The following is a 23,348-nucleotide window of genomic DNA, read 5'->3' as shown; positions in this document are numbered from 1 at the left end:
CTTCATATTCCTGACACATTCAGCAAATAATCTAGGCGCTATTTACGGCCAACAGGAAGATGACCGATGCTGCAAAACAAAAGGACTCTGTTAACACTGATACCGGTAGCACTATTAACAGGCTGCGCCTCCTCAAAGCTTGGACCCGAAGCTAAATACGTTTCTCTGACTCAAGGCGAATCAGCGCCACTGCACGTATCCGCAACCTTTCGTCCGGATCTGTGCAGCGATTATCTGGGCTATCTGGTTTTTTCTGTGCATAACCCCGGCAGCGATTGGAAAGAGTTAAATAACCTCAGCCTGACTTTCCCGTACGGCGCCTCGAGCCAGTTTTCCCCCGTTGGCGGTAAAAACTTGTTGGCCTGGGCTGACGCTCAATCTCTGAAAGAACAACGTGAAACACACAACGCAGCAATGGCACGCCTCGCGGTACAAACGGTCTCTGCCGTCGCTATTGTCAGTAGCGACGATCAAGATGTTCAGTCTGCCGCGGCGGCAATGTATCTGGCCGAACGAACCAATAATAAAGCAACAGAGATCAGCCACTCAGCTCAATCTGCATCAGCGCCAAAAGGTCAGAAGTCGAATCATATTTTGTCGCAACAACTGGTTATCCCGCCCAAAATGGATCGTAGTTTCTGGGTATTGCTGTCTGTCAACGAGCAAGCACCATTGATGAGCTGGGTCAGCGCCCGCTACCTGGATGAAAACCAGGTGGAACAGCAACTGGTGGTATCTCCATCGAAACAACACTTGTGCCATTGGCAAAAGCACCGTGTTGATTATCTGGAGAGTTGGGCACGCAAAAGCGGCATGAAAGAATCGGAGTTTCCGAAGAGCAAAGCCGGGAATTCCCAGCAGCGTTATCAACACGCTGTTGAGCTCGAAGCTGAATATCAGAAATCAGTGCATATTGCTGAGTTTTGATATTCAGAATAAAACAGACATAAAAAAACCGGCCAAGGCCGGTTTTTTTATTCGCGTAAACAGAGAAGCTTAGTGCTTACCCAGTTTTTCACGAATCTGCTGGATAGTACGCAGTTGTGCTGCGGCCTCGGCCAGCTGAGTCAGCGCACGGGAGTAATCAAAGTCTGCACCCTGATTTTCCATGGCTTTCAGTGCGTGTTCTTTGGCTTGTAATGCAGCCGCTTCGTCGATGTCACCAGCGCGAACAGCGGTATCCGCCAGAACAGAAACACAATTGGGCTGTACTTCCAGATAACCGCCAGAGACGTAAACAACCTCTTCTTCACCGCCTTGTTTAACAATGCGGATTGGACCAGGTTTCAGCGGAGTCAGCAGTGCTGTGTGGCCAGGTTCAATACCCAGATCACCCAGTTCACCGTGAGCTACTACGCGTTCTACCAGGCCAGAGAACAGGTTCTCTTCGGCGCTGACGATATCGCAGTGGACGGTAATCGCCATAGTCGTATCCTCAGTTAGAGAGGCGGCTCGCTACTCAGTGAGTTGTGAGCCGCCAGCCCAATTACATGTTTTTCGCTTTCTCAACAGCTTCGTCGATGGTACCTACCATGTAGAACGCTTGTTCTGGCAGTTCATCGAATTCACCGTTCAGGATGCCGGAGAAACCACGGATGGTTTCTTTCAGAGACACGTATTTACCAGGCGCACCAGTGAAGATCTCTGCCACGTGGAATGGCTGAGACAGGAAACGCTCGATCTTACGTGCACGGGCAACCAGCTGCTTATCTTCGTCAGACAGTTCGTCCATACCCAGAATCGCAATGATGTCTTTCAGCTCTTTGTAGCGCTGCAGTACACCTTGAACGCCACGCGCGATGTCGTAGTGTTCGTTACCGATAACCAGTGGATCCAGCTGACGAGAAGTAGACGCCAGTGGGTCAATCGCCGGGTAGATACCTTTAGAAGCGATGTCACGAGACAGAGATACGGTAGAGTCCAAGTGAGCGAAGGTAGTCGCCGGGCTTGGGTCAGTCATATCATCCGCAGGTACGTATACCGCCTGGATAGAAGTAATAGAGCCAGTCTTCGTGGAGGTAATACGCTCCTGAAGTACGCCCATCTCTTCTGCCAGAGTTGGCTGGTAACCTACCGCTGAAGGCATACGGCCTAACAGTGCAGATACTTCGGTTCCCGCCAGGGTGTAACGGTAGATGTTGTCAACGAACAACAGTACGTCTTTACCTTCGTCACGGAACTTCTCAGCCATGGTCAGACCCGTCAGAGCAACACGCAGACGGTTACCTGGAGGCTCATTCATCTGGCCGTAAACCATGGCTACTTTAGAGTTTGGCTTGTTTTCCAGGTCTACAACACCGGATTCAGCCATCTCGTAGTAGAAGTCGTTACCTTCACGAGTACGCTCACCAACACCTGCGAATACAGACAGACCGGAGTGTGCCTTCGCAATGTTGTTAATCAGCTCCATCATGTTTACGGTTTTACCAACACCGGCACCACCGAACAGACCCACTTTACCACCTTTAGCGAATGGGCAAACCAGGTCAATTACCTTGATACCGGTTTCCAGCAGGTCAGTGGAGTTTGATTGCTCGTCGAAAGATGGCGCTGCACGGTGAATAGAAGCAACTTCTTTCTCACCGATAGGACCACATTCGTCGATAGGACGGCCAAGCACGTCCATGATACGACCCAGAGTCTCAGTACCTACTGGTACGGAGATAGGACCGTTTGTGTTTGTTACAGGAAGGTCACGTTTCAGACCTTCTGTTGAGCCCATTGCAATAGTACGAACTACGCCGTCACCCAGCTGCTGCTGAACTTCCAGAGTAGTTTCAGTACCATCAACGGTCAGGGCGTCGTAGACCTTAGGTACACTGTCGCGTGGGAATTCCACGTCGATAACGGCACCGATGATCTGTACGATAGATCCGCTCATTTTCGGTTCCTCTTAATCTTAAACCTTGAATCCCGGGCTTATACAGCCGCGGCACCGCTTACGATTTCTGAAATTTCCTGAGTAATTGCTGCCTGACGAGCCTTGTTGTAAAGCATGTTCAGGTCGTCAATCATGCTGCCCGCGTTATCGGTAGCGTTTTTCATCGCTAACATACGTGCAGCCTGTTCACAGGCGTTGTTCTCAATTACACCTTGGTACACCTGGGATTCTACGTAGCGAATCAACAGGCCTTCGATAATCTCTTCAGGCGCTGGCTCGTAGATGTAACCCCACTGGCGTTTCAGGGAATCGTCTTCTTTCGCCTTCAGTGGCAGTAACTGCACTGAAGTCGGCGTTTGGGTCATGGTGTTTACAAAACGGTTATAAACGATGAACAGACGATCGATTTTACCTTCGTCGTATGCGTCCAACATTACCTTAACCGCTCCGATCAGGCTGGCTAACTCAGGCGCATCACCCAAATGGGCTTTTGCCGCTACTACGTTGCCGCCAAAACTGTTGAAAAACAGGCCGGCTTTGGCGCCGACAGCACAGAAGTCAACTTCTACGCCTTTGTTTTTCCAGTCCTGAGCTTCTTTAGCGACGGTCTTGAACATGTTGTTGTTCAGGCCACCACATAAGCCACGGTCGGAAGACACCACGATATAACCAACACGCTTAACATCGCGGTCTTGCATATAACGGTGACGATATTCAGGTGCAGCATTCGCCAGGTTACCAATCACATCACGGATTTTATCCGCGTATGGACGGCTCTGTTGCATGCGCATCTGAGCGCGACGCATCTTACTTACAGCCACTTTTTCCATAGCTGAAGTAATTTTCTGCGTGCTTTGAACACTCGATATCTGCTCTTTAATCTCTTTTCCGACTGCCATAAGACTGTCCTACGTTTTCTTAGTGAATCCAGCTGGCGCCGGGGTAATCAGCGCCAGCACCGGACTTACCAGGTCTGAGTGCTTTTGAATTTCTCAATCAGCTCTTTCAGACCGGCAGCGATATCATTGTTGTAGTCGCCTTTAACATTGATCTGGTCCATCAGCTCTTTGTATTCGCTGTTGGCATAGCTCAATAAAGCGGCTTCAAACGCCTGAATCTTGTTCACTTCAACGTCTTCCAGGTAGCCTTCAGTAGCAGCAAAGATAGACAGACCCATTTCAGCGGTCTTCATCGGAGCGTACTGGCCTTGCTTCATCAGCTCGGTTACTGCACGGCCGTGTTCCAGCTGCTTACGGGTTGCATCATCCAGGTCAGAAGCGAACTGAGCGAATGCTGCCAGTTCACGGTACTGAGCCAGAGCCAGACGAATACCACCGCCCAACTTCTTGATGATCTTAGTCTGGGCTGCACCACCTACACGAGATACCGAAATACCGGCGTTCATTGCAGGACGGATACCCGAGTTGAACAGGCTGGTCTCCAGGAAGATCTGACCGTCAGTAATCGAGATCACGTTGGTAGGTACGAATGCAGATACGTCACCACCTTGAGTCTCAATGATTGGCAGAGCTGTCAGGGAACCGGTTTTACCTTCAACACCACTTACGCTCTTAACGTAGTCAGCGTTTACGCGACAAGCACGCTCCAGCAGACGGGAGTGCAGGTAGAAAACGTCACCAGGGTAAGCTTCACGGCCAGGAGGACGCTTCAGCAACAGGGAAATCTGACGATAGGCCCATGCTTGCTTAGTCAGATCGTCATAAACGATCAGAGCATCTTCACCACGATCCAGGAAGTATTCACCCATCGCACAGCCAGCGTATGGTGCCAGGAACTGCATAGCAGCAGGATCGGCAGCGCCAGCAGCAACGATGATGGTGTGATCCATCGCGCCGTGTTCTTCTAATTTACGTACTACGTTAGCGATGGTTGACTGCTTCTGGCCAACAGCTACGTAGATACACTTAACACCCGTACCTTTCTGGTTGATGATCGCGTCGATGGCCATCGCAGACTTACCAGTCTGACGGTCACCAATGATCAGCTCACGTTGACCACGGCCGATTGGCACCATGGAGTCAACGGCTTTGTAACCAGTTTCCAGTGGCTGGTCTACGCCTTGACGTGCAATTACGCCAGGTGCAACGCGCTCAACCGGAGCAGAGGTGTTGGTTTCGATCGGACCTTTACCGTCGATTGGGTTACCCAGTGTGTCGACTACGCGACCCAGCAGAGCTTCGCCAGTCGGTACTTCTAAGATACGACCAGTACATTTAGCGGTCTGGCCTTCAGCCAGAGACTTGTATTCACCCAGAACAACAGCACCTACGGAGTCACGCTCCAGGTTCATTGCCAGGCCATATACGCCGCCTTCAAATTCAATCATTTCACCGTACATGGCGTCAGCCAGACCGTGAATACGAACGATACCGTCAGATACAGATACGACGGTGCCCTCGTTCTGGGCTTGTGAAGTCACATCGAGATTTTCGATGCGTTTTTTGATGACTTCACTGATCTCAGATGGATTCAGTTGCTGCATGCATCGTCCCTCAAACTAGGAGTTCATCGCTTCGGCTAACTTGGACAATTTGCCAGTTAGCGAGCCGTCAATTACCAGGTCACCGGCACGGATGATCGCACCACCGATGAGAGACTCATCGATTTCGCTGCTCATACGTACTTCGCACTTCAGCTTGGCTTTTAAAGACTCAGCCAGCTTACTTTGTTGTGCGTCGGTCATTTCAAACGCGGTAGTAACAACAACGTCTACCGTGTTTTGCAGTTGTGCCTTCAGCTCTTCAAACAGAGCCGATACTTCTGGCAACAAGCTTAAACGCTTGTTATCAGCCAGAACGGCCACCAGGTTTTTGGCTGCTTCATTCAGCTTGTCGCCACATACGTCTAACAGCGCTTGCGCTTGCTGTTCAGCAGTCAGAGAAGGGTGCACCAGGATCTTAGCCAGATCCGCATCCGCTGCATAAGCAGCCAGCACGCTCAGGTCCGCAGACCAGGCGTCCAGTGCATTTTTCTCTTGTGCTTCAGCAAACGCAGCTTTTGCGTATGGCCGAGCGAGAGTTGTTAATTCAGCCATGCCAACCTCGCTTACAGTTCGTTAGCCAGTTGATTCAGCAGCTCTTCGTGAGCAGCAGCGTCAACAGACTTTGCAAGGATTTTGGCTGCGCCAGCTACTGCTAACTCAGATACCTGAGCACGCAGCGCTTCTTTAGCACGGTTCGCTTCCTGAGCTACTTCTGCCTGAGCAGCAGCAACCAGACGCTCACCTTCAGCGCGGGCTTGTTCTTTGGCTTCGTCAACGATTTGGTTAGCACGCTTGCTAGCCTGTTCGATGATTTCAGCAGCTTTTTCTTTGCTCTCACGTAACTGGTCAGCGGCTTTCGCCTGTGCCAGTTCTAAATCGCGAGCAGCGCGGTTAGCTGCGTCTAAACCATCTGCGATTTTCTTTTCACGTTCCGACATAGCGCTGGTCAGTGGTGGCCAGACGTATTTCATGCAGAACCAGACAAAAATCGCGAACGCAATCAATTGACCAAGGATGGTCAGATTCAAGTTCACGGCGATTACCTCTTACGAATTCGTTGGAGTAAGTGATTAAAGGAACACGATCAAAAGATCGTGCTCAGATTAACCAGCTACAACGAAGATCAGGTACATCGCGATACCAACACCGATCATAGGCACGGCGTCTAACAGGCCAGCCATCAGGAAGGTTTTGGTTTGCAGCTGAGGACCCAGCTCTGGCTGACGCGCAGTACCTTCCAGCAGCTTACCGCCCAGCAGAGCGAAGCCGATACCAGTACCCAGTGCACCCAGGCCGATCATGATTGCAGCAGCAATGTAAACGAGTTCCATATGAGACTCCTAAAGGTTTAGTTAAGTAGTTAATTAAAGGGTTAAATTTGTCTGTTAATTACGCTGTTAGTGATCTTCGTGAGCCTGAGACAGATAAACAATCGTCAGAACCATGAAGATGAACGCTTGCAGCGGAATCACCAGAATATGGAAGATTGCCCACGGCACGTTCAGAACCCACTGAAGGTAGAACGGCAGCAATGCAATCAGAATAAATACCACCTCACCCGCGTACATGTTACCGAACAGTCGCAGTGCCAGAGACAATGGTTTAGTCAGCAGACCCAGAACTTCCAGGAACAGGTTGAACGGGATTGCAATCGGGTGATTGAACGGTGTCAGAGACAGCTCTTTGGCGAAGCCACCTACACCTTTAACTTTGATGCTGTAGTAAACAATCAGCAGGAATACGCCTAACGACAGACCCAGCGTGCCGTTTGGATCGGCCGTTGGAACAATTTTGAAGAAAGGCAGGCCAGCCGCGTGGGCAATGCCAGGAATAATATCAACCGGAACCCATTTCAGTGAGTTCATCAGGAATACCCAAACGAAGATCGTTAAGGCTAATGGGGCAACCAGTGGGTTACGACCATGGAAGGTTTCTTTAACGGTGCCATCAACAAACTCAACAACGGTTTCCACCATGTTTTGCAGCTTGCCCGGGATACCGGAAGTGGCTGCTTTGGCGGCCTTGCGGAACAACCAGGCAAACAGCAGACCCATTGCCAGAGACCAGGCAATCGAGTCAACGTGAACGGCCATAAAGCCCATATCCTGAGCTTCTTTACCGCTCAGCGCCATGGTCCAGGTGTCCTGAGTTAATTCAGTTTCGTTGCCGTCTTTATCAGTACGAACATAACCTGCCGGCAACTTGCCGTAGGTGAGATTGGTTAAGTGGTGCGAGATATACTCTTGGGAGTTACCAGCCATTGTTCACTCTCAATTCCAAAGGTTTAAAAATTAGTCATTCTGGCTGAGGCTAAGTGCCCCAGCTGCACTGTCATAAACGCGATAAACAATGCAGGAACATTCAATGGCTCTACTCGCACAAATATCACTGCAAAACTCAGTGCGGTAAGCATAAATTTCCAGGCTTCTCCCTGGTAAAGCGACTGAACCACTTTGTCAGCCATACGTGCTCCGGAATAGCGGAATGCGCGCCAAACAAAATACGCGCTTGGGATGGCACAGGTTAAGCCGCCCAACAGCGCTGATTTAGCCGCTACATCACTATGAATCCAGGCAATTGCGGTTGCTAAAAGTGTCAGGCCAAACTGTACAACAATGAGTTTGTACACCGCCTTGCGAGGAAAAATCGATGACACACACGCCTCGCATCACTTTAAAAATTCACGGTTTATGCAGAAAACATCACACTGCATAAACAAAACGCCAGCAACGCCCAAATTTAGAGCGCCGTGATTATATGGGCTCGACCCGGAGGCATCAACCGAAACCATAAGTTATGGCTCGATAATTAGTTTCATTTGGTAAATGTGCGCCATTCACAGCATGAATGCTCAGTAAAAACATCCGTTATTGGGTACCGCGCAAAAGAGCAACTAAGATAATATCCGACTATTACTGTCAACTATTTATGACACAATGATTAATAAAGCTGTTTTGTTTGCGTTCTTTTTTATGGCAACTCTGATTGCGCATTCAAATCCGATCGAAATCACCGTTGCCGGTACCGTGAACCAGCCGCCTTATGTTCTTAAGCAAGGTGGCGGTCTCTCTCGTGACATCTGCGATGCGCTGAATGAAATACAGTCTGAGTATCAGTTTGTTTTTCAGGCGTTACCGTCAATTCGAGCGCGCCATCGGATCAACCATGGTGAAATACACATGATCGCCATGGCGAACATTGCCTGGAGCTACGATCGGCAGGTCGTTGGCCATTCAGACAACCTGCTTTATGTGGAAGATAAATTTTTCGCCCGCCGTAACGTGGCACAGGATCAAAGCTACTTTGATAAGGCCGGACAAGAGCCAACCGTGGTGGTGAACGGATTTCGCTATAACTTTCTGAATTTTGAGAGTGATCAGTCAACACTCAGAGAGCAGTACAATACCAGCACGGTTAATGATGAGTTTGGCGTGATGCGCATGGTACTGAACCAGTACGCTAATATTGGTGTGCTATCCAGCACCAGTCTCAGCTATTACCAAAGCCTTTACCCAACGCAGACCAAACAGCTGTTGATCTCAGATAAAAGCGACAGCCAGTATTACCGTCACTTTCTGATCAACCAATACTCTCCGATCAGCATTGATCGCTTTAATGAGCTGATTCAGCAACTGAGAGCGTCCGGCAAGCTGCAACAGATCTTTGCACGCTACAACCTGGTGCCCGCGCAGCTGCATACTCAGTAAGGTGTAAACACTCGACAAAGGCCATCTAAAGGAAAGCCTTCTCTCGCTACTCCCGTATAGGTTCACTCAGATCTAATCGCCATTCAGGAAAAAGTTGTCTCATTACTTTTTCGGCATTATAAGGGCGAGATAACACGCCCCGCTTTTCTATAAGCCTTCGAAAAGACTCGGGGGTTTGGTCAATATAGTGTTGCTTAGCTTCATCAATAGAGTCTTTATTTATCGTTATTAACTCAACAATAGCATGAGCTAATTCTCTGCCGGATTTATCAGTCTTCTGAGCATAACTTTCAGCAAATTTGATCAACTGTTGCTCCTCTTCTTCAACACACCCCGTTCTAGCAACAATTTCATACGAGAATAACAAATCAGCAGCATCTTCCTGCTTCAGCTCAAGTGCTGCTAATTGCTTAATAAACGATGGTGGTAGCTCTTCTTTAGACCACTCACCGCATTTCTTCGCTCTGTCCGCGTATGAACTAAAAAGAGCATCTAAATCAGGATGTTCTGAAGCATTACCCACTTGGACGCAAAAAACTAAAAATAAAGTAAGAATGAACTTCATTTTGCCTTACATCCTAAATAGATTGCTTTCCAGAACTGCTTTTCAGGCCCCGAGGATACTTTCTCCCTAATCAAAAGTGCTGTTTCTTCAATTTTGTACTTTCTTATCTGCTCAACAGAAGAGAGTGCTTTAGCTAGAGCAACGAAATCTGAGCTGTATATATTATATGATGCTTCCAACGGTTTTTTGGTGGAGAAAATCGTCACCAATACACCTCCGCTAGTCATTCCTTCTATAAAATTTGCGGTTTCATTGATTCGGCGAATGGTTTCAATGGCTTTCTTACTATCAGAGCCAAACTCAACACCATGAAGGGTTGGGCATTCCATATATAAATCCTTTTAATTTTTTCGTAATAGCTAATGATTTTTAATATTTGGCGATAAGCGGTCAAGCTTGTTACTGAATATGCCTTAAGATGCCGTCCAGCTCGTCCAGATTGGTGTAATTGATCACCAGCTGGCCTTTGCCTTTAGCGCTGTGTTTGATCGCAACTTTGGCACCCAAACGATCACCCAATAAACGCTCCAGACGCTGAATATCCGGATTGGCTTTGGCTTGCTCAGCATTCTGATCGCCCCCGTTTTGCAGGCTACGCACCAGCGCTTCGGTCTGACGGACAGTCAGCGCACGAGTTACTACCTGAGCGGCGGCTTCAGACTGGTCACTACCTTGTAAACCCAGCAGCGCACGAGCATGACCCATTTCAATATCACCGTGCTCCAGTAAGCGTTTCACATCGTCATTCAGATTCATCAGGCGCAGCAGGTTAGCCACCGTCGCGCGGTTTTTCCCCACCGCTTCTGCCACTTCCATTTGCGTGAGTTCGAATTCGTGCTGTAAACGATACAGCGCCGTTGCCTCTTCCATCGGATTGAGGTTTTCACGCTGAATGTTTTCGATCAGCGCCATGGCGATGGCGGCTTCATCCGGCACATCACGAATTAACGCCGGAACCGATTCCATCTGCGCCAGTTGGCAGGCACGCCAGCGGCGTTCACCAGCAATGATTTCGTAGCCAGGGGATTCAGGCGTACCACCAGCAAGCGGGCGAACCACAATCGGCTGCATCAGGCCCTGAGCTTTGATAGAGGCAGCCAGTTCTTCTAATGCTTCCGGTTGAATGTCTTTACGCGGTTGATACTGGCCTGGCTGAATCCACTCAACCGGCAGGTGTGCCAGCTCGCCGTCTTTGGCTTCGCTGGCAACGGCCGTTGCTTCTGCCAGTTCAGGTTTTGTACTAGCAACGTCTGACATTGCGCCATCAGGCATTGCATCATCAGGCTTGGGCGTTGATTCGCTCGCGACTTCAGCCGGCTCAATCGCCACCGCTGCTTTTGAGCTGGCCATCAGGGCATCCAGCCCACGTCCTAATCCGCGTTTTTTCTTCGACATTCTTCTTTCTTTCTAATCAATTACTTATTACGGCGATTCATTTCGCCAGCCAGCGCCAGATAAGCCACCGCACCCCGGGAGTTTTTATCGTACACCAGCGCCGGTAAACCATGGCTTGGCGCTTCGGCCAGACGGACATTACGCGGAATCACAGTGCCGTACACTTTGTCACCAAAGTGCTCGGTTAATTGTGCTGATACATCCTGAGTCAGGCCATTACGAGGGTCGTACATGGTGCGTAATAAACCTTCGACTTCCAGCTTCGGATTGATGCTTTCTTTTAAGGATTCGATGGTTTGCAGCAACGCACTCAGGCCTTCCAGCGCGTAATATTCACACTGCATTGGAATCAATACGCCCTGAGCCGCTACCAGCGCATTCAGGGTCAGCATATTCAGCGAAGGCGGGCAGTCGATCAGGATATAGTCGTAATCCGGGCGCACTTCACCCAGCGCGTCGCGTAATTTACTCTCTTTGCGGGTGGCATCCATCAACTCCACTTCCGCCGCCACCAGATCGCCATTGCCCGGCAACAGGTCGTAGCCGGCCGGCTCGGTAGCCTGAATCGCAGCCGCCGTGCGGCAACCACCGGTTAACACATCATACAGAGACAGTTCCAGATCGTGCTTATCAATGCCGGAGCCCATAGTGGCATTGCCTTGTGGATCAAGATCCACCAGCAATACCCGGCGCTTGGTGGCGACCAGAGAGGCCGCCAGATTCACGGCGGTGGTTGTTTTACCCACACCACCTTTCTGATTGGCTATCGCCAGAATTTTACTCACAAAGTATTTCCTTAAGCAGGCACAATCCGCAACAGATGACGTTCGCCATCCACACCCGGGACATCCAGTTTGAAGCTTTCCACGACCTTAAAGTCATCCTCAATGGCAGCAATTTCGTCATCGGGGTACTGACCTTTCATTGCCATAAAGCAACCGTGCTCAGCCCGTAAATGCTGACACCAATGGGTCATATCATAAAGAGAAGCGAAGGCCCGGCTGACAATCATATCGAAAGGCTTGGGCGGATGATACGCTTCGACCCGATCGTTCACTATGGTGACATTGTCGAGGCCCAGCGCCGTTTTTGCCATAAACAGGAAGCGGGTTTTTTTGCCGTTACTATCGAGCAGCATAAAGGCTTTATCGGGATTCATAATCGCCAGCACAATGCCTGGTAAACCCGGGCCGGTGCCGATATCCGCGATATTGTTGGCTTCCTGAACGTAGTTATTCACCACCAGGCTATCAAGCAGATGCAGCGGCACCATTTGTTGCGGATCGCGGATTGCCGTCAGGTTATAGGCCTTATTCCATTTGATAAACAGCGCCAGATAATCACTCAGCTTGCTCAGCTGCTGATCGGTCAGGCTGATGTGCATCGCTTCAGCGCCGCGGGCAATCTGGCTGGTCAGGTGTGCCATTGAGCTGTTGGGTTGCCCCATGGAGGCCGACGTAGTCATGAAAGTCTCGCTCAAATACAAGGTGAAAAACGTGCGAGTTTATCACAAATCCGTATCTGACGAGTGGTGCCGGTGTTTTCCCTGCAGAGAAGGGAGGTCAGCCAATCACCACCAGCTGACCTTTTACAGTAAACATTTTCGCGTCTGCCGTTACCATCTGAGACTCCACTTTAAGCATCTTGCTTTTGCTGGTCGTCAAGGATGATTCTTGCGTCATCATGTCAGATTTAACGGTCGTTGCGCTGGATTTAACCGCCAGAGTATCGGTTTTGATATCAAGCGCACCAGTTTGTTTGATACGAGTTGGTGCTTTCAACGTCAAAGAAGTCTGTCCACCCACGGTACTGCTCAGAGAACCTCCGGTTTCTCTGACAACCGACCCTTTGATATTACTGTTGAGGTCACCACTGATCGTATGAGTTTCTGTGCCGTCATGCTGAAAGGTGTAATCGCCCTGCAAGGTGCGTGATATATCCCCTTGTTCCGTTCGGGTTTGCTTACCCACTCGCTTGTGAGTCAAATCACCTTCAATATCGGTGGTCTCATTACCTTTAAAAGAATGTTTACGTTCACCCTCTTGTTCTGTGGTGATGGTGCCCTTTGTCGCTGAGACATGATTGCCTTCTTGCCAGAAAAACGTATTGCCACGTGTTTTTTCAATCAGTGCCTGGTCGTCAGGCTTAACGGCGAAGCCGTCGAGGTTATCCATACGCGCAATATTCAGAGCGGTTGAATTTTCCCGGTAGCGGCCGCCGTAATGAAATTCTTTGTGCAGGCCTGTCATCCCCGGCCCTTGTGCCCAAACCGTCGAAGTACCTGATAAATAATGATACTTATGACCAAACTCTTTGGTCACCAGGCCGTGATTTTTGGCGCTATCGCCCGTGGTTTTATCACTGACCGGCTGATCACTCGGATAGAGCATGTCGTCTTTAATATCAAACCGGTTCTTGCCCTCGGCAACGGCTTGTTCATCAGTATGGTATTCGGTGTAGTGCTGACCAAAGTGGAACGAACATTCTCGTCCGTAATAGTAGTTATTACTGTCAATAAACGAATACAAATCGCCGTAACGGCGATAGATGTGCTGCTCACCTCGGATTTCATCGACATCTTTGCCAGCCTTTACGCCGTCAAAATCAAGCTCCGCAAACGGAAGCCGTTCAACCTTGTCGTATTCAAATTGTGATGAAATATGCAACGATTTACGTGATTTAGCAGTCTCGGTGTACAACATGCCATCGGTTATCAACACTGCATGATGAGGGTTCTCATGGGTGACGGGATATCGCAATGACTGAGAATTCTCTAATGCCCCCATAATATAGGGACGATCGGGATGACCCCAAGTAAAGCCGATTTTTACTTCTGTGCCGGGCACCAGAGGAATATCAGAATGGTTTGAACGCGCTGCACTTTGTGCCATCCGTATCCAGTGCGACACATTATTTTTAGCCGTACTGGAGGATTTTCCGGATTCTTTCGGTAAAAAATCAAACACCACCTGATAACGTCCACGCTCATCGCGCTGCGCTATATTGCTGTCTTCACTGGCCGAATAAACGCGCGCGGTTGCCGATACAGCCGTTGGAATGTCAGTGTTGCGTTGTGGGCGGAACTGAACTGAACGCGGAATCGCCTGAAACGAGCATTCATAAAAGGGTGCCCCTCCCTGCTCACTACCACGGGCACTGTTATCCAGACCAGAGCCCATGTGGGAAACCTCCAGTACCAGTAACTCCATAACCTGTTTATTGTGGCCTTCCACTTTAAGAATAAAACCCGGAGCCAGATTCGGAATACCAGACGTGCCGAGATAAACAACACCTCGGCATTGCAACTCTTCCAAGCGAATGGTGGCAATTTTATTCGCTTCATCTTTATCACGAACACCCTGGCTGACCAGCCGAACACAGCCTTTTTTGCCGTCGATCTTTCCGGCAGTGCCTTCTATATAAGTACTGGCTAATTCCGGGTTAACATCAGCAACCACCACACCATCAACTGTACTGTTCACAATTTTGCGCAATGAACGAACACTGTCGTAACTGATGGAAGGACGGTTCAGCTCATCCAGAGTTACCGTGCGGGTGATAACTTCTTCATAGTTAGTATCGTCAGCAAACACTAATTGGGTGTTAAGGTCATGATTGAAGTAGTAATAAATTCCCCAATACTCACTCAGGCGCGATACAAACGAAAAGTTTGATTCAGCATACTGGCAAAAAAAGTCTCGCTCAGGGTACGTTGCCGTTGTTGCTAATAAATAATCCAGTTGAATGTCTTCGCGAAGCTCTTCATCCAGAACTTTATCAACCGTCATATGGGTATAAATATCGTACGATAAGCTGTGCTGCTGACGGGCCAGTGCCGGCATCATTGTGGCGCGATAAAAACGATGGGTAGATGAGGTATTGAGAATTTCTTCGGCGGATTCAATCACTCCGCGAATGCTGTAATCATCCGGACGATTACTGTCATCATCGGCGAGTACGGTAAGCATGGCATCGGAATTGGATAAACGTTCCAGATCGACGGATGTACCCAATTCGACTTTGAACTCCAGCACGAACCAGAACAACGAAGAAATGGCTTCTTCGCCGGAAAAGCTGATTAACTCAAGTTCTGTTGCATAATCCTGTGTCGAAAAACGAAATTCGGGACAAGCCATCCTGTGTTCCTCCATAATTCAGGGCCTATACGGCAAACCGTTGAAACTTTCCTTCAAGCTAGGCTTCCATCGTGCGACACGATTTCCGTCGCATTAGTAATGCCGCGACACTATAAAAATATTCAGGTTGCCTGTCTATTGATATTGAAAACCGTCGCCATGATACCGATAATCAGCAGCCGTAACGTGACCCACGTAAATTGAAGCTGTTCTAAGGAAAGACAACGCCATGTATTATCAGGTGAAGGATCTCAATGAAATTGCCTGGCACGAACTTGAACGAATTGAATCCCCCACCCGGGCCAGCAACCTGGTACAACGCAACAGTAATATCCAACTGAGCTCTGCGGTAAACCGGCTGGTAGGTGATATTTACCGGGATCGCAAACGCTCACATGTTGGCGAAACGGCCCGTAATCAAAAACTGATTAACTGCCTTAAAAGTGGCACCTGCTTTTTACTGTCACCTCCAGGGCATACCCTCCAGCCAGTCATACGCCTTCAGGCCAAAGTAAACGCGCAAAACACCCAGGATAACGCCTCTGTTGATCTCGATAGTCAGATCATCCTCACGGTATCGGATCAATATAAAAATGCCTTAAAGATACTGCTTGCAGGCACACCACGCCCTAATATGACGGCCAGTGTCAGTAAAGCGAAGGCTAAGACTCAAGAAGACAAATCCTCAAACCCCCAAAGCCAGCCCAAGCCAACCTACGACCTGGTTATTAAAGCGCACTACGAAAACGCACCGCAGGATATTATTCAAACATTGCCTTACGAAGTTGTACTGTCTGATGGCAAAACACGTAGCGGCACATTAAACGGTGGCTGGGCCAGAATCCTCAACGTACCTAAAGGCAAAGTAGAAATTACCTTTGGCTACCCCAATGCAGAGAAAGACCTGCCAGGGGTGCGTCAGGAGCTGTCTGATCTGATTGATCAATACCTGAACGAACTCAAACAGCAAAGCGCCAAACTGGACGCCGCGCTGGGGAGCGAGCCCCTTGCTATGCAAGGCCTGATTCTGACCGGGGCTTTTTTTGATGGCTTATTTTCTACGGCCAAAGATGCAGGAGAAACCATTGGTCAGCTGGCAACAGACCTCCGCGACGAAGTCAAAGTCAAATTGAATGAATGGAAAGATACTGATGTAAAAACTGAGATTCTGGAAAAGGTCGAACAACGTAAAGACGAACTGACCGCCTTTCTTGCAGAAGTCGACGACGCACGTCTGGAAGCCGAAAATGCGCTGAAGAAAGGTTATGTCAACCCTCTTAAAAAAGAACTCGAAAACCTGGTGAGCTATGGTCACGATAGGGCCAGTGAGGCCTACGCATATGGACAAAGTAAACTGGGTAAGTTGCAACAAGCCTACGACCGTTATGTCATCCTGATCGAAGATTCTGAGATTAAACAACTGCTCATAAACCTACCCGAACGTTATTACGACTCCCTGCCCAAAGTCGTGGTTGCCCAGGAAGCCGGTGGGTTTGGCCTGAGTTTTGTGCTTGGCCTATTAACCGGGGGCTTAGGCGCCGCCGCCAGTATCTCTGTGATGTTAGCCAGCAAAGCCAAGTTGGTACGCAATATCGCTAATAAGTTTGAAGAAGTTGAAAAACTGCTGACCCAGAAAAAACTCACCCTTAAAAATGAAGCTAGCAACGTCAGTGATCCTGGCGACAACCCGTTTGATCACGGCTTTACAAAAACCAAACCGAAAAAGGTTGATGAACAAGAGAAGAAAAAGTGTGATTTTTGTGACAAGCCATACAACGCGAAATGCCCAATGGCAAACCCAAAAATGAACTACCCAAGTGATACTAAAGGATCAGGCTCTGAATTAACTCAAAGTATTATTGCAAACCCCAATAATGATTACAGTAAAATTGAAGATCATCCTTGGTATTTTCAGCGTAAGCAAGGCAGTGTTAATCGTCGCTCTTTAGAAGCTCATCACTTAATTATTTCTGAATCTATGAAAAACCCAGATTTAAAGGAAGTATGTGATCAATTTGGGTATAACATTAATCATCATAAAAACGGTGTATTACTTCCATACTATATGGATTTGGCATGCCATCTGGGCGTTCCTCTTCACCGGGGATCACACAAAAAAGGTCAAAGTGATATTGTAGATCCTAGAGGAACAGATGAAGATGTTTATCTTAATTACCCAAGAGCAGTAAAGGAACAAGTTGACTCTTTGCTAAAGACAGTCAAGCGTGGTAAATCATGTCAGGTGTCTGGAAATCCAAGAAAAGACTTTCTCAATAAGGTATCTAAAATAAGCTTAAAAGTTTTCAACAAAATTAAGAAATATGAATGGTCTATCAGTGCTGACGGTTTCGATTACCAAAAAAATTCTAAAGTAGGCTGTGGGAATGTCTTGAAAATAGGTGCTAAAAAATCTGATTCTAGATGCAATCATCGTAATGAAGGGGGAGAGCACCAATTGCAGCATAGCAATGGTAAAGCCATATCAAAAAACCAAATATCTATACTAGAAATAGGATCATGACAAATGGAAGATTTAAACAATGAATATTATATGCTTTATCCGGATAACAACCCTAATTATCCAATGATTATAGCCAGCTTAAGGCCAAATTCTATTGAGTCATATGTCACCGGAAAATACAATTTGGCCATTCTTCGTGATGACCCTATGCCAAAAAAACCACAATATGTCGATTATCATTCATCTGGATCAACTCCAGTTATTTCTAAAAAATTTGTTGATGCATTATCTGAGTTAAATATTTACGGAGCTCAGATATTAAAGGGGACATCTGGTGATGTAATCGAAGAATTAAATCTAGATTATTACATGCTCCATGTTTTTAATTTCATCAATGCCATGGATATGAATATTTCAAAAATTGACTATGATGATATTCTCGACACCGTTGATAGCGTTGAATCTTATAGATTAGATAATGAAAAACTTAAGAAAATTCCTCTTGAAAAGAGACTAATATTTATATTGGATGAGTATCCTGTATTTTATTTGTTTCACAAATCTGTAGTTGACCACCTTGATACGTTTGATTTAAAAGGCCATCGATTTATTCCAGTTACAAAGTGGAACGATAACGCTCATTTTAATTAATAAATAATTTTAAGTTCTTTAAAAAATAGATTTTATATGGGCTGGTAGTTCTACCAGCTCTACAACCCCCAAATTTCTTCGCAACACACCAGCTAGATCATGAGCGTGATAAAACGCTTTACCGCAATCAAATAGAAAAAAACTACAAGAAAGAAGGCAAGCAATACCCCGAGCAACATCCTTGGTACGACGGCCACAATAGCTTACAGATTCACCATGTAATTGATATTAAAGCCGTAGAAGATAGAGGCGATCTATTTAAGCAGTTTGATTACAACATTAATCACGATCATAACCTGGTGGTACTGCCCGGGCGAATGGACCTCGCCTGTCGGCTGGGTGTACCACTGCATTTAGATGGGCATGAGAAAGGCCGTGCTTTTGGTGATGATGAGAACGACAAAAAAGTTAAAGAACTGGCAAGCCGTGAGCAAGCCTCAGATAAGGGCTCTTACAAAACACAAGTCGTTAAGTTTGAAGAAACGTTTAAAACCTACCCTTTTATGACAAAAAAAGAATTGCGGGGAATTAACTGATTGATTGAATCCGGCAAGCTTTGTTTTGATCGCTCTGGTAAGCCGTTATCTGAGAAGGAATCAAAAGTACAATTTAAAAAGCAAATGTATGTAATCAGTGAGACCATATTAGAGCGGATAGAAACTTTTGTTTGGACAATTAACCGGGATGGCCGAGATTATCGCCCTGGTAACCTATGTGGCTGTTCAGGTGTGAATACCATGGGTGAAAAAGAGAAAGTCCGGGGGAAACATTGTGATCTAAAACACGGTCGTGACTCATTGAAGAAAATAAAATCATTAACAATGGGTAAATAATATGAAATACGATGGTATGTATTATACGTTGGAAGAAAATTTTTCTGAAACTTCTGAATTGGAGTGGGTGAATAATAAATACAGAATAGGTAATTTTGATAAATATAAAAAACTTGACCCGCCGAAAAGTATATTAAACCTTGAGATCGAATCAGATGATGACCGAAATCCACCGGTGATGGGTGACTTCGCTTCTGTTATTCATCATGTTTGGAGCCAGCGAGCCAGAGATATTATTATGGAATTGGCTTCTTATCGTATTCAGATGTTTCCGGCAAAGATCACTAAAGGCGATCATGTTTTTGAACATTATTATTTCATGAACTGCTTTGATGAAATTCCAGCGATGCATAAAGACCGATCAGATTACTCATTAAGCCGTAGTGGTTTAACCTACTTTATAGAATCCTTATCTTTGGATGAAAATGTACTGGATCAGATTCCCGAAGATCAGCGTATGATTTTTGCGTTAGAAGAAAAAGCGGCTTATTACCTTTATCACGAAAAAGTAGTTAACGCACTGAAAGATATCAGTGCAACTGGATTCAGTTTTGTAAAAGTTAAAGATTGGATTATTGGGTCGGCTTTTGATTGATTCATATATCTGAAGCAAGGATGCTCTTTAAAAAAATGGATTTTGAAATGGGCTGGTAGTTCTACCAGCTCTACAACCCCAAATTTCTTCGCAACACACCAGCTAAATCCAGCATGGGTGGCATGAGCGTGATAAAATGCTTTACCGCAATCAAATAGAAAAACTACGAGAAATAAAGACACATTAAATTGGGTGTTGATGGTAAAAGCATATCAAAAAATCAAACATCTATACTAGAAATAGGATCGTGACAAATGGAAGATTTAAACAATGAATATTATATGCTTTATCCGGATAATAACCCTAACTATCCAATGATTATAGCCAGCTTAAGGCCAAATTCTATTGAGTCATATGTCACTGGAAAATACAATTTGGCCATTCTTCGTGATGACCCTATGCCAAAAAAACCACAATACGTCGACTATCATTCTTCTGGTTCAACCCCTGTTATTTCTAAAAAATTTGTTGATGCATTATCAGAGTTAAATATTTACAGGGTTCAAACATTAAAAGGGACAACAGGCGATGTCATCGAAGAACTAAAACTAGATTACTATATGCTCCATGTTTTTAACTTTATTAATGCAATAGATATAGAAAAATCAGTAGTTGATTTAAGCAGTAATTCCAAGCGTGTTGTAGATGTTGAATCCTATTCGTTAGATAGTGAAAAACTTAGTAAAATACCAATTGAAAAGAGACTTGTATTTATATTGGATGAGTATCCTGTATTTTATTTATTCCATCAAACTGTCGTTGACCACCTGGAGCAATACGATTTAAAAGGGCATCGATTTATCCCTGTTTCAAAATGGAATGATGACGCTCATTTTGATTGAGAAAGGCAATATAATTTAGTTCTTTAATAAAATGGATTTTGCCTATTCGCCGGGATTACCAACCTGATAACCCCTGCGGCTGCTCTGGTGCCGATCTTCTGACTAAGCATAAAACCAAGACCAAAGTACGAGGAACCAAATGCCCGGATGGGCGAGATCATGGTTTTAACCAACAACGGCATACATTGAAATTAGGGCATTAATATGAAATACGATGATATTTATTATATTGCAATCAAAACGCCTCCCAGGGCCATATTTGCTTTCGCTGATGAATGTGAAGAGGAAACTGACGAAATTTATGCTTTCGGTCCGGTAGAAATAAAGAATACATTAACCATGGAGCTGGCAAAGCCCATTCCAAGAAAGCTTGCACTGAGTGACTATCATGAAGCTGGTCAACCGGTATTCAGTAAGAAAATGGCCGATATTGTCAAAGATGGTTTTCTGGGAATTAATCAATTATTTTATGCCGAATTAGTGCATAAAGGTATTACCTACCCGGATTTTTATGTCTTTAAACCCAATATAGAATTGGAAATAATGCATAAAGGAAGATCCAGCTTTACCTATGAAAGTGAAATGTATTTTGTTGACAAGCTCTCTCTGGATGAGAATAAGCTGGATAAAATGGAAAAAGAGCAGCGTTGGATTATTGAACCGAAAGAAGAGCCTGGGCATATTCTTTATCACGAAGAATTAGTTGAGAAGTTTAGGGAAGCGGAAGTTACTGGTGTCCGCTTTGTTAAAGTAAGTAACTGGAATACCGGATCGGCTTTTGACTGAACTCGTTAAGCCGGGCGACACTGTTTGTATCGCCCGGTTTTTTAGTCAGTAATCAATCTGACGTTATTGCACGCCACAGCCTGCATTCTGGCTATGGTTACAACCGGAAGCATCAATATACTGCTGGGTCGAGTATTCGCTCAGTGGCAGCTTCTGCAACGACTGATTATTAGCCGTTAGCCCTTCCACGTAATCAACAAAGCCCTGGGCGTATTCGGTAAAGGTGTCCACCACGTTGCTGATACCCGCGAAGGTGGTGTAACCGTCACGGCCCGCTGCAATAAAGTCATTGGTTACTACGGTATACGTCGTTGAACTGTTAATAGCAGCCCAGCTACCCGATAAGCGGGCGTTAATTTCCAGCTGACTGATACGGCTACCGGCCGCCTGGCTCATATCCACGTGATAGCGCAAACCTGAAGCATAAGGGTAAGAGCCGCTGGAGCCGCCATTATCGGCAAAGTTGGTTAACGCATCTTCCAGAACCGATTTAATCTGAGCGCCGGTCATTTCCAGTGTCACCAGGGTGTTCGAGAAGGGCAGCAGGGTAAATGCATCGGCAATGGTGTAATTACCAGAAGCCGCATCCACCCGAACACCACCGGCATTCTGAATGGCAACATCCGCCGTTGGGGTCACGGTTAAGAAGGCTTTGGACACAATATTCGAGATATCACTGCCGTTTTCATAAGTGTCTGCCACATCACACAGCGTCGAGCGTCCCTGGCCCGGAATACGCTCTAAGCAGAGGTTTTCCGCTACACTGCCAATCACTTGCTGGGTCAGTTGACCGGTCTGATCAGAGAAGCCTTGTAATAAACTTGCGGTGGCGGCATCGGCATCAATCAGAGCAACTTCCGGCTGTTGTGCTAATGCCGCTAATAATGCGGCACGGTCGCTGGCTTCTAACAGACGATCATCGTCATCAGCAAACTCGTATTCAATCTCAGCATCGTTTGCCACCGGAATAATCGGTTGGCCGGCACAGGATGTCACCACACCGTTGGCATCAAACTGAACCGTCAGCTCACCCAGCACTTTGGCATATTCCCAGGCCTGTACCACACATGCGGTATCGCCATCGGCATTGATCACAGTGGTTGGGTATTCACCCACCACATTCAGACCCATGGTGGTGATGTTGTCGCCACCCAACAAAGAGTGTGAATCGCCACCCACAATGACATCCACACCTTTCAGGCTGCGTGCCAGAGCAACTTCGTTGGCGTATTGATAATGGGTTAACAGGATGATTTTGTTCACCCCGTCTTCAGTCAGCTCATCAATAAAACGCTGGGCTGTGGTCGCTTCATCCAGAAACTGCGTACCGGCATCCGGTTGTGACGAGTTTTTGGTTTTACCCGCGATGTCGATCCCAATAATACCGACGCGCTCACCGCCACGTTCAATCACGGTATAAGGCTGCAGGAACTCCTGGTTTCGCAGCGCAGAATCCTGTGCTGGCACCACGTTCGCGGCCAGCACCGGCGTGTTACAGCTACCAGACGATAAATCCGTTAAGAAGTCGGCCAGGCCGGAATCACCGTCATCAAATTCATGATTCCCCAATGCAAAAGCATCGAAACAGATCTGATTCATCATGGCGGCATCAGCTTCACCGGCAAACAGGGTGTAAAAAAGCGTGCCGCTGATGGCATCACCTGCGTGCAGTTTCAGTACGTGTTCGGCCTGCGCTTCACGCTCATCAATCAGTGTTTTTAAGAGTGGAAAGCCACCGGTCGCGGATAATTCTACGTTGCTTAGCAGGGCATTGTTGCCATCCCGGGCTGTGATGGCAGACGCCTGTTCCGACGTCAGTTCGATATCCAGAGAGTCCGGCTCTAAGTGTGAGTGGTGATCATTAATATGCAGAATGGTTAAGTTCAGGGGTGCGGGCTCCTGATCGTTATCATCGTCGTCATCACTGCCACAGCCACTCAGCGCCAGAGCCGCCATGGTTGCGGCGGTTATTTTGTACAAAGCCTTCATCACT

Annotated in this window: 25 protein-coding genes; 9 read left to right on the top strand and 16 right to left on the bottom strand. The window is 47.0% G+C overall.

Features of this window, described 5'->3' with window-relative positions:
- Positions 1-66 precede the first annotated feature (66 nt).
- Positions 67-927, top strand: coding sequence for a hypothetical protein (locus tag ACO05E_RS07775; RefSeq protein ID WP_419812408.1), 861 nt, complete (start codon positions 67-69; stop codon positions 925-927).
- Positions 928-996: 69 nt separating this feature from the next.
- Here the strand turns inward: ACO05E_RS07775 and ACO05E_RS07770 are convergent, their stop codons facing one another.
- From ACO05E_RS07770 to ACO05E_RS07730, 9 genes are all read right to left on the bottom strand, one after another.
- Entirely contained in the window at positions 997-1,425 is a 429-nt protein-coding gene (locus tag ACO05E_RS07770; protein ID WP_419812407.1) for a F0F1 ATP synthase subunit epsilon, read from the bottom strand.
- Between the two features lie 61 nt (positions 1,426-1,486).
- Positions 1,487-2,881, bottom strand: coding sequence for a F0F1 ATP synthase subunit beta (gene atpD, locus ACO05E_RS07765; protein WP_419812406.1), 1,395 nt, complete (start codon positions 2,879-2,881; stop codon positions 1,487-1,489).
- 38 nt (positions 2,882-2,919) lie between these two features.
- On the bottom strand, positions 2,920-3,780 hold the full coding sequence (gene atpG, locus ACO05E_RS07760) for a F0F1 ATP synthase subunit gamma (protein WP_419812405.1): 861 nt from the start codon (positions 3,778-3,780) through the stop codon (positions 2,920-2,922).
- A 65-nt stretch (positions 3,781-3,845) separates the two neighbouring features.
- Positions 3,846-5,384 (bottom strand): F0F1 ATP synthase subunit alpha, encoded by a 1,539-nt coding sequence (gene atpA, locus ACO05E_RS07755; RefSeq protein ID WP_419812404.1) that lies wholly within the window; start codon positions 5,382-5,384, stop codon positions 3,846-3,848.
- A gap of 15 nt (positions 5,385-5,399) precedes the next feature.
- Positions 5,400-5,936 (bottom strand): F0F1 ATP synthase subunit delta, encoded by a 537-nt coding sequence (locus ACO05E_RS07750; protein WP_419812403.1) that lies wholly within the window; start codon positions 5,934-5,936, stop codon positions 5,400-5,402.
- Between the two features lie 11 nt (positions 5,937-5,947).
- A complete protein-coding gene (locus ACO05E_RS07745) occupies positions 5,948-6,418 on the bottom strand; it encodes a F0F1 ATP synthase subunit B (protein WP_419812402.1) in 471 nt (156 codons plus the stop codon).
- A 69-nt stretch (positions 6,419-6,487) separates the two neighbouring features.
- Positions 6,488-6,715 (bottom strand): F0F1 ATP synthase subunit C, encoded by a 228-nt coding sequence (gene atpE / locus ACO05E_RS07740; RefSeq protein WP_255858220.1) that lies wholly within the window; start codon positions 6,713-6,715, stop codon positions 6,488-6,490.
- Between the two features lie 66 nt (positions 6,716-6,781).
- Positions 6,782-7,645: a F0F1 ATP synthase subunit A gene (gene atpB / locus ACO05E_RS07735; protein ID WP_255858221.1), complete on the bottom strand. Its 864-nt coding sequence runs from the start codon at positions 7,643-7,645 to the stop codon at positions 6,782-6,784.
- Positions 7,646-7,668: 23 nt separating this feature from the next.
- On the bottom strand, positions 7,669-8,040 hold the full coding sequence (locus ACO05E_RS07730; RefSeq protein WP_419812401.1) for an ATP synthase subunit I: 372 nt from the start codon (positions 8,038-8,040) through the stop codon (positions 7,669-7,671).
- 316 nt (positions 8,041-8,356) lie between these two features.
- Between ACO05E_RS07730 and ACO05E_RS07725 the strand changes: the two genes are divergently transcribed.
- On the top strand, positions 8,357-9,091 hold the full coding sequence (locus ACO05E_RS07725; RefSeq protein WP_419812400.1) for a substrate-binding periplasmic protein: 735 nt from the start codon (positions 8,357-8,359) through the stop codon (positions 9,089-9,091).
- Positions 9,092-9,137: 46 nt separating this feature from the next.
- Here the strand turns inward: ACO05E_RS07725 and ACO05E_RS07720 are convergent, their stop codons facing one another.
- The 6 genes from ACO05E_RS07720 to tssI all read right to left on the bottom strand — a co-directional run bounded on the left by ACO05E_RS07720 (position 9,138) and on the right by tssI (position 15,187).
- Entirely contained in the window at positions 9,138-9,656 is a 519-nt protein-coding gene (locus ACO05E_RS07720; RefSeq protein ID WP_419812399.1) for a hypothetical protein, read from the bottom strand.
- Positions 9,653-9,985, bottom strand: a complete 333-nt coding sequence (locus ACO05E_RS07715; RefSeq protein ID WP_419812398.1) for a hypothetical protein — start codon at positions 9,983-9,985, stop codon at positions 9,653-9,655. The genes ACO05E_RS07720 and ACO05E_RS07715 overlap by 4 nt, the downstream gene beginning before the upstream one ends.
- Positions 9,986-10,055: 70 nt before the next feature.
- The gene (locus ACO05E_RS07710; RefSeq protein ID WP_419813672.1) at positions 10,056-10,928 is read right to left on the bottom strand and encodes a ParB/RepB/Spo0J family partition protein; all 873 of its coding nucleotides are present in this window, start codon (positions 10,926-10,928) and stop codon (positions 10,056-10,058) included.
- Positions 10,929-11,071: 143 nt separating this feature from the next.
- Positions 11,072-11,836: a ParA family protein gene (locus tag ACO05E_RS07705; protein ID WP_419812397.1), complete on the bottom strand. Its 765-nt coding sequence runs from the start codon at positions 11,834-11,836 to the stop codon at positions 11,072-11,074.
- Positions 11,837-11,847: 11 nt separating this feature from the next.
- The gene (gene rsmG, locus ACO05E_RS07700; RefSeq protein WP_419812396.1) at positions 11,848-12,516 is read right to left on the bottom strand and encodes a 16S rRNA (guanine(527)-N(7))-methyltransferase RsmG; all 669 of its coding nucleotides are present in this window, start codon (positions 12,514-12,516) and stop codon (positions 11,848-11,850) included.
- A gap of 97 nt (positions 12,517-12,613) precedes the next feature.
- Positions 12,614-15,187 carry a type VI secretion system tip protein TssI/VgrG gene (gene tssI / locus ACO05E_RS07695; RefSeq protein ID WP_419812395.1) on the bottom strand — a complete coding sequence of 858 codons (2,574 nt, stop codon included), beginning with the start codon at positions 15,185-15,187 and terminating at the stop codon, positions 12,614-12,616.
- Positions 15,188-15,416: 229 nt separating this feature from the next.
- On the opposite strand from tssI, the gene ACO05E_RS07690 reads away from it, so the two are divergent.
- The 7 genes from ACO05E_RS07690 (at position 15,417) to ACO05E_RS07660 (ending at position 21,355) form a co-directional block, all read left to right on the top strand.
- On the top strand, positions 15,417-17,708 hold the full coding sequence (locus tag ACO05E_RS07690; RefSeq protein WP_419812394.1) for an AHH domain-containing protein: 2,292 nt from the start codon (positions 15,417-15,419) through the stop codon (positions 17,706-17,708).
- Positions 17,709-17,711: 3 nt separating this feature from the next.
- Entirely contained in the window at positions 17,712-18,299 is a 588-nt protein-coding gene (locus tag ACO05E_RS07685; RefSeq protein ID WP_419812393.1) for a hypothetical protein, read from the top strand.
- A 29-nt stretch (positions 18,300-18,328) separates the two neighbouring features.
- Entirely contained in the window at positions 18,329-18,835 is a 507-nt protein-coding gene (locus ACO05E_RS07680) for an AHH domain-containing protein (protein ID WP_419813671.1), read from the top strand.
- On the top strand, positions 18,836-19,132 hold the full coding sequence (locus tag ACO05E_RS07675; RefSeq protein WP_419812392.1) for a hypothetical protein: 297 nt from the start codon (positions 18,836-18,838) through the stop codon (positions 19,130-19,132).
- 1 nt (position 19,133) lies between these two features.
- Entirely contained in the window at positions 19,134-19,727 is a 594-nt protein-coding gene (locus tag ACO05E_RS07670; RefSeq protein WP_419812391.1) for an imm11 family protein, read from the top strand.
- Between the two features lie 254 nt (positions 19,728-19,981).
- Complete coding sequence (locus ACO05E_RS07665; protein WP_419812390.1) at positions 19,982-20,569, top strand: hypothetical protein; 588 nt, start codon at positions 19,982-19,984, stop codon at positions 20,567-20,569.
- 204 nt (positions 20,570-20,773) lie between these two features.
- Positions 20,774-21,355, top strand: coding sequence for a hypothetical protein (locus ACO05E_RS07660; RefSeq protein ID WP_419812389.1), 582 nt, complete (start codon positions 20,774-20,776; stop codon positions 21,353-21,355).
- Between the two features lie 63 nt (positions 21,356-21,418).
- Here the strand turns inward: ACO05E_RS07660 and nadN are convergent, their stop codons facing one another.
- A complete protein-coding gene (nadN, locus tag ACO05E_RS07655) occupies positions 21,419-23,344 on the bottom strand; it encodes an NAD nucleotidase (RefSeq protein ID WP_419812388.1) in 1,926 nt (641 codons plus the stop codon).
- Positions 23,345-23,348: the final 4 nt, after the last annotated feature.

Source organism: Bacterioplanoides sp., assembly GCF_965226395.1.
In the GTDB taxonomy this organism is placed as follows: domain Bacteria; phylum Pseudomonadota; class Gammaproteobacteria; order Pseudomonadales; family Oceanobacteraceae; genus Bacterioplanoides.
This window is presented reverse-complemented; position numbering and strand designations above follow the sequence as displayed.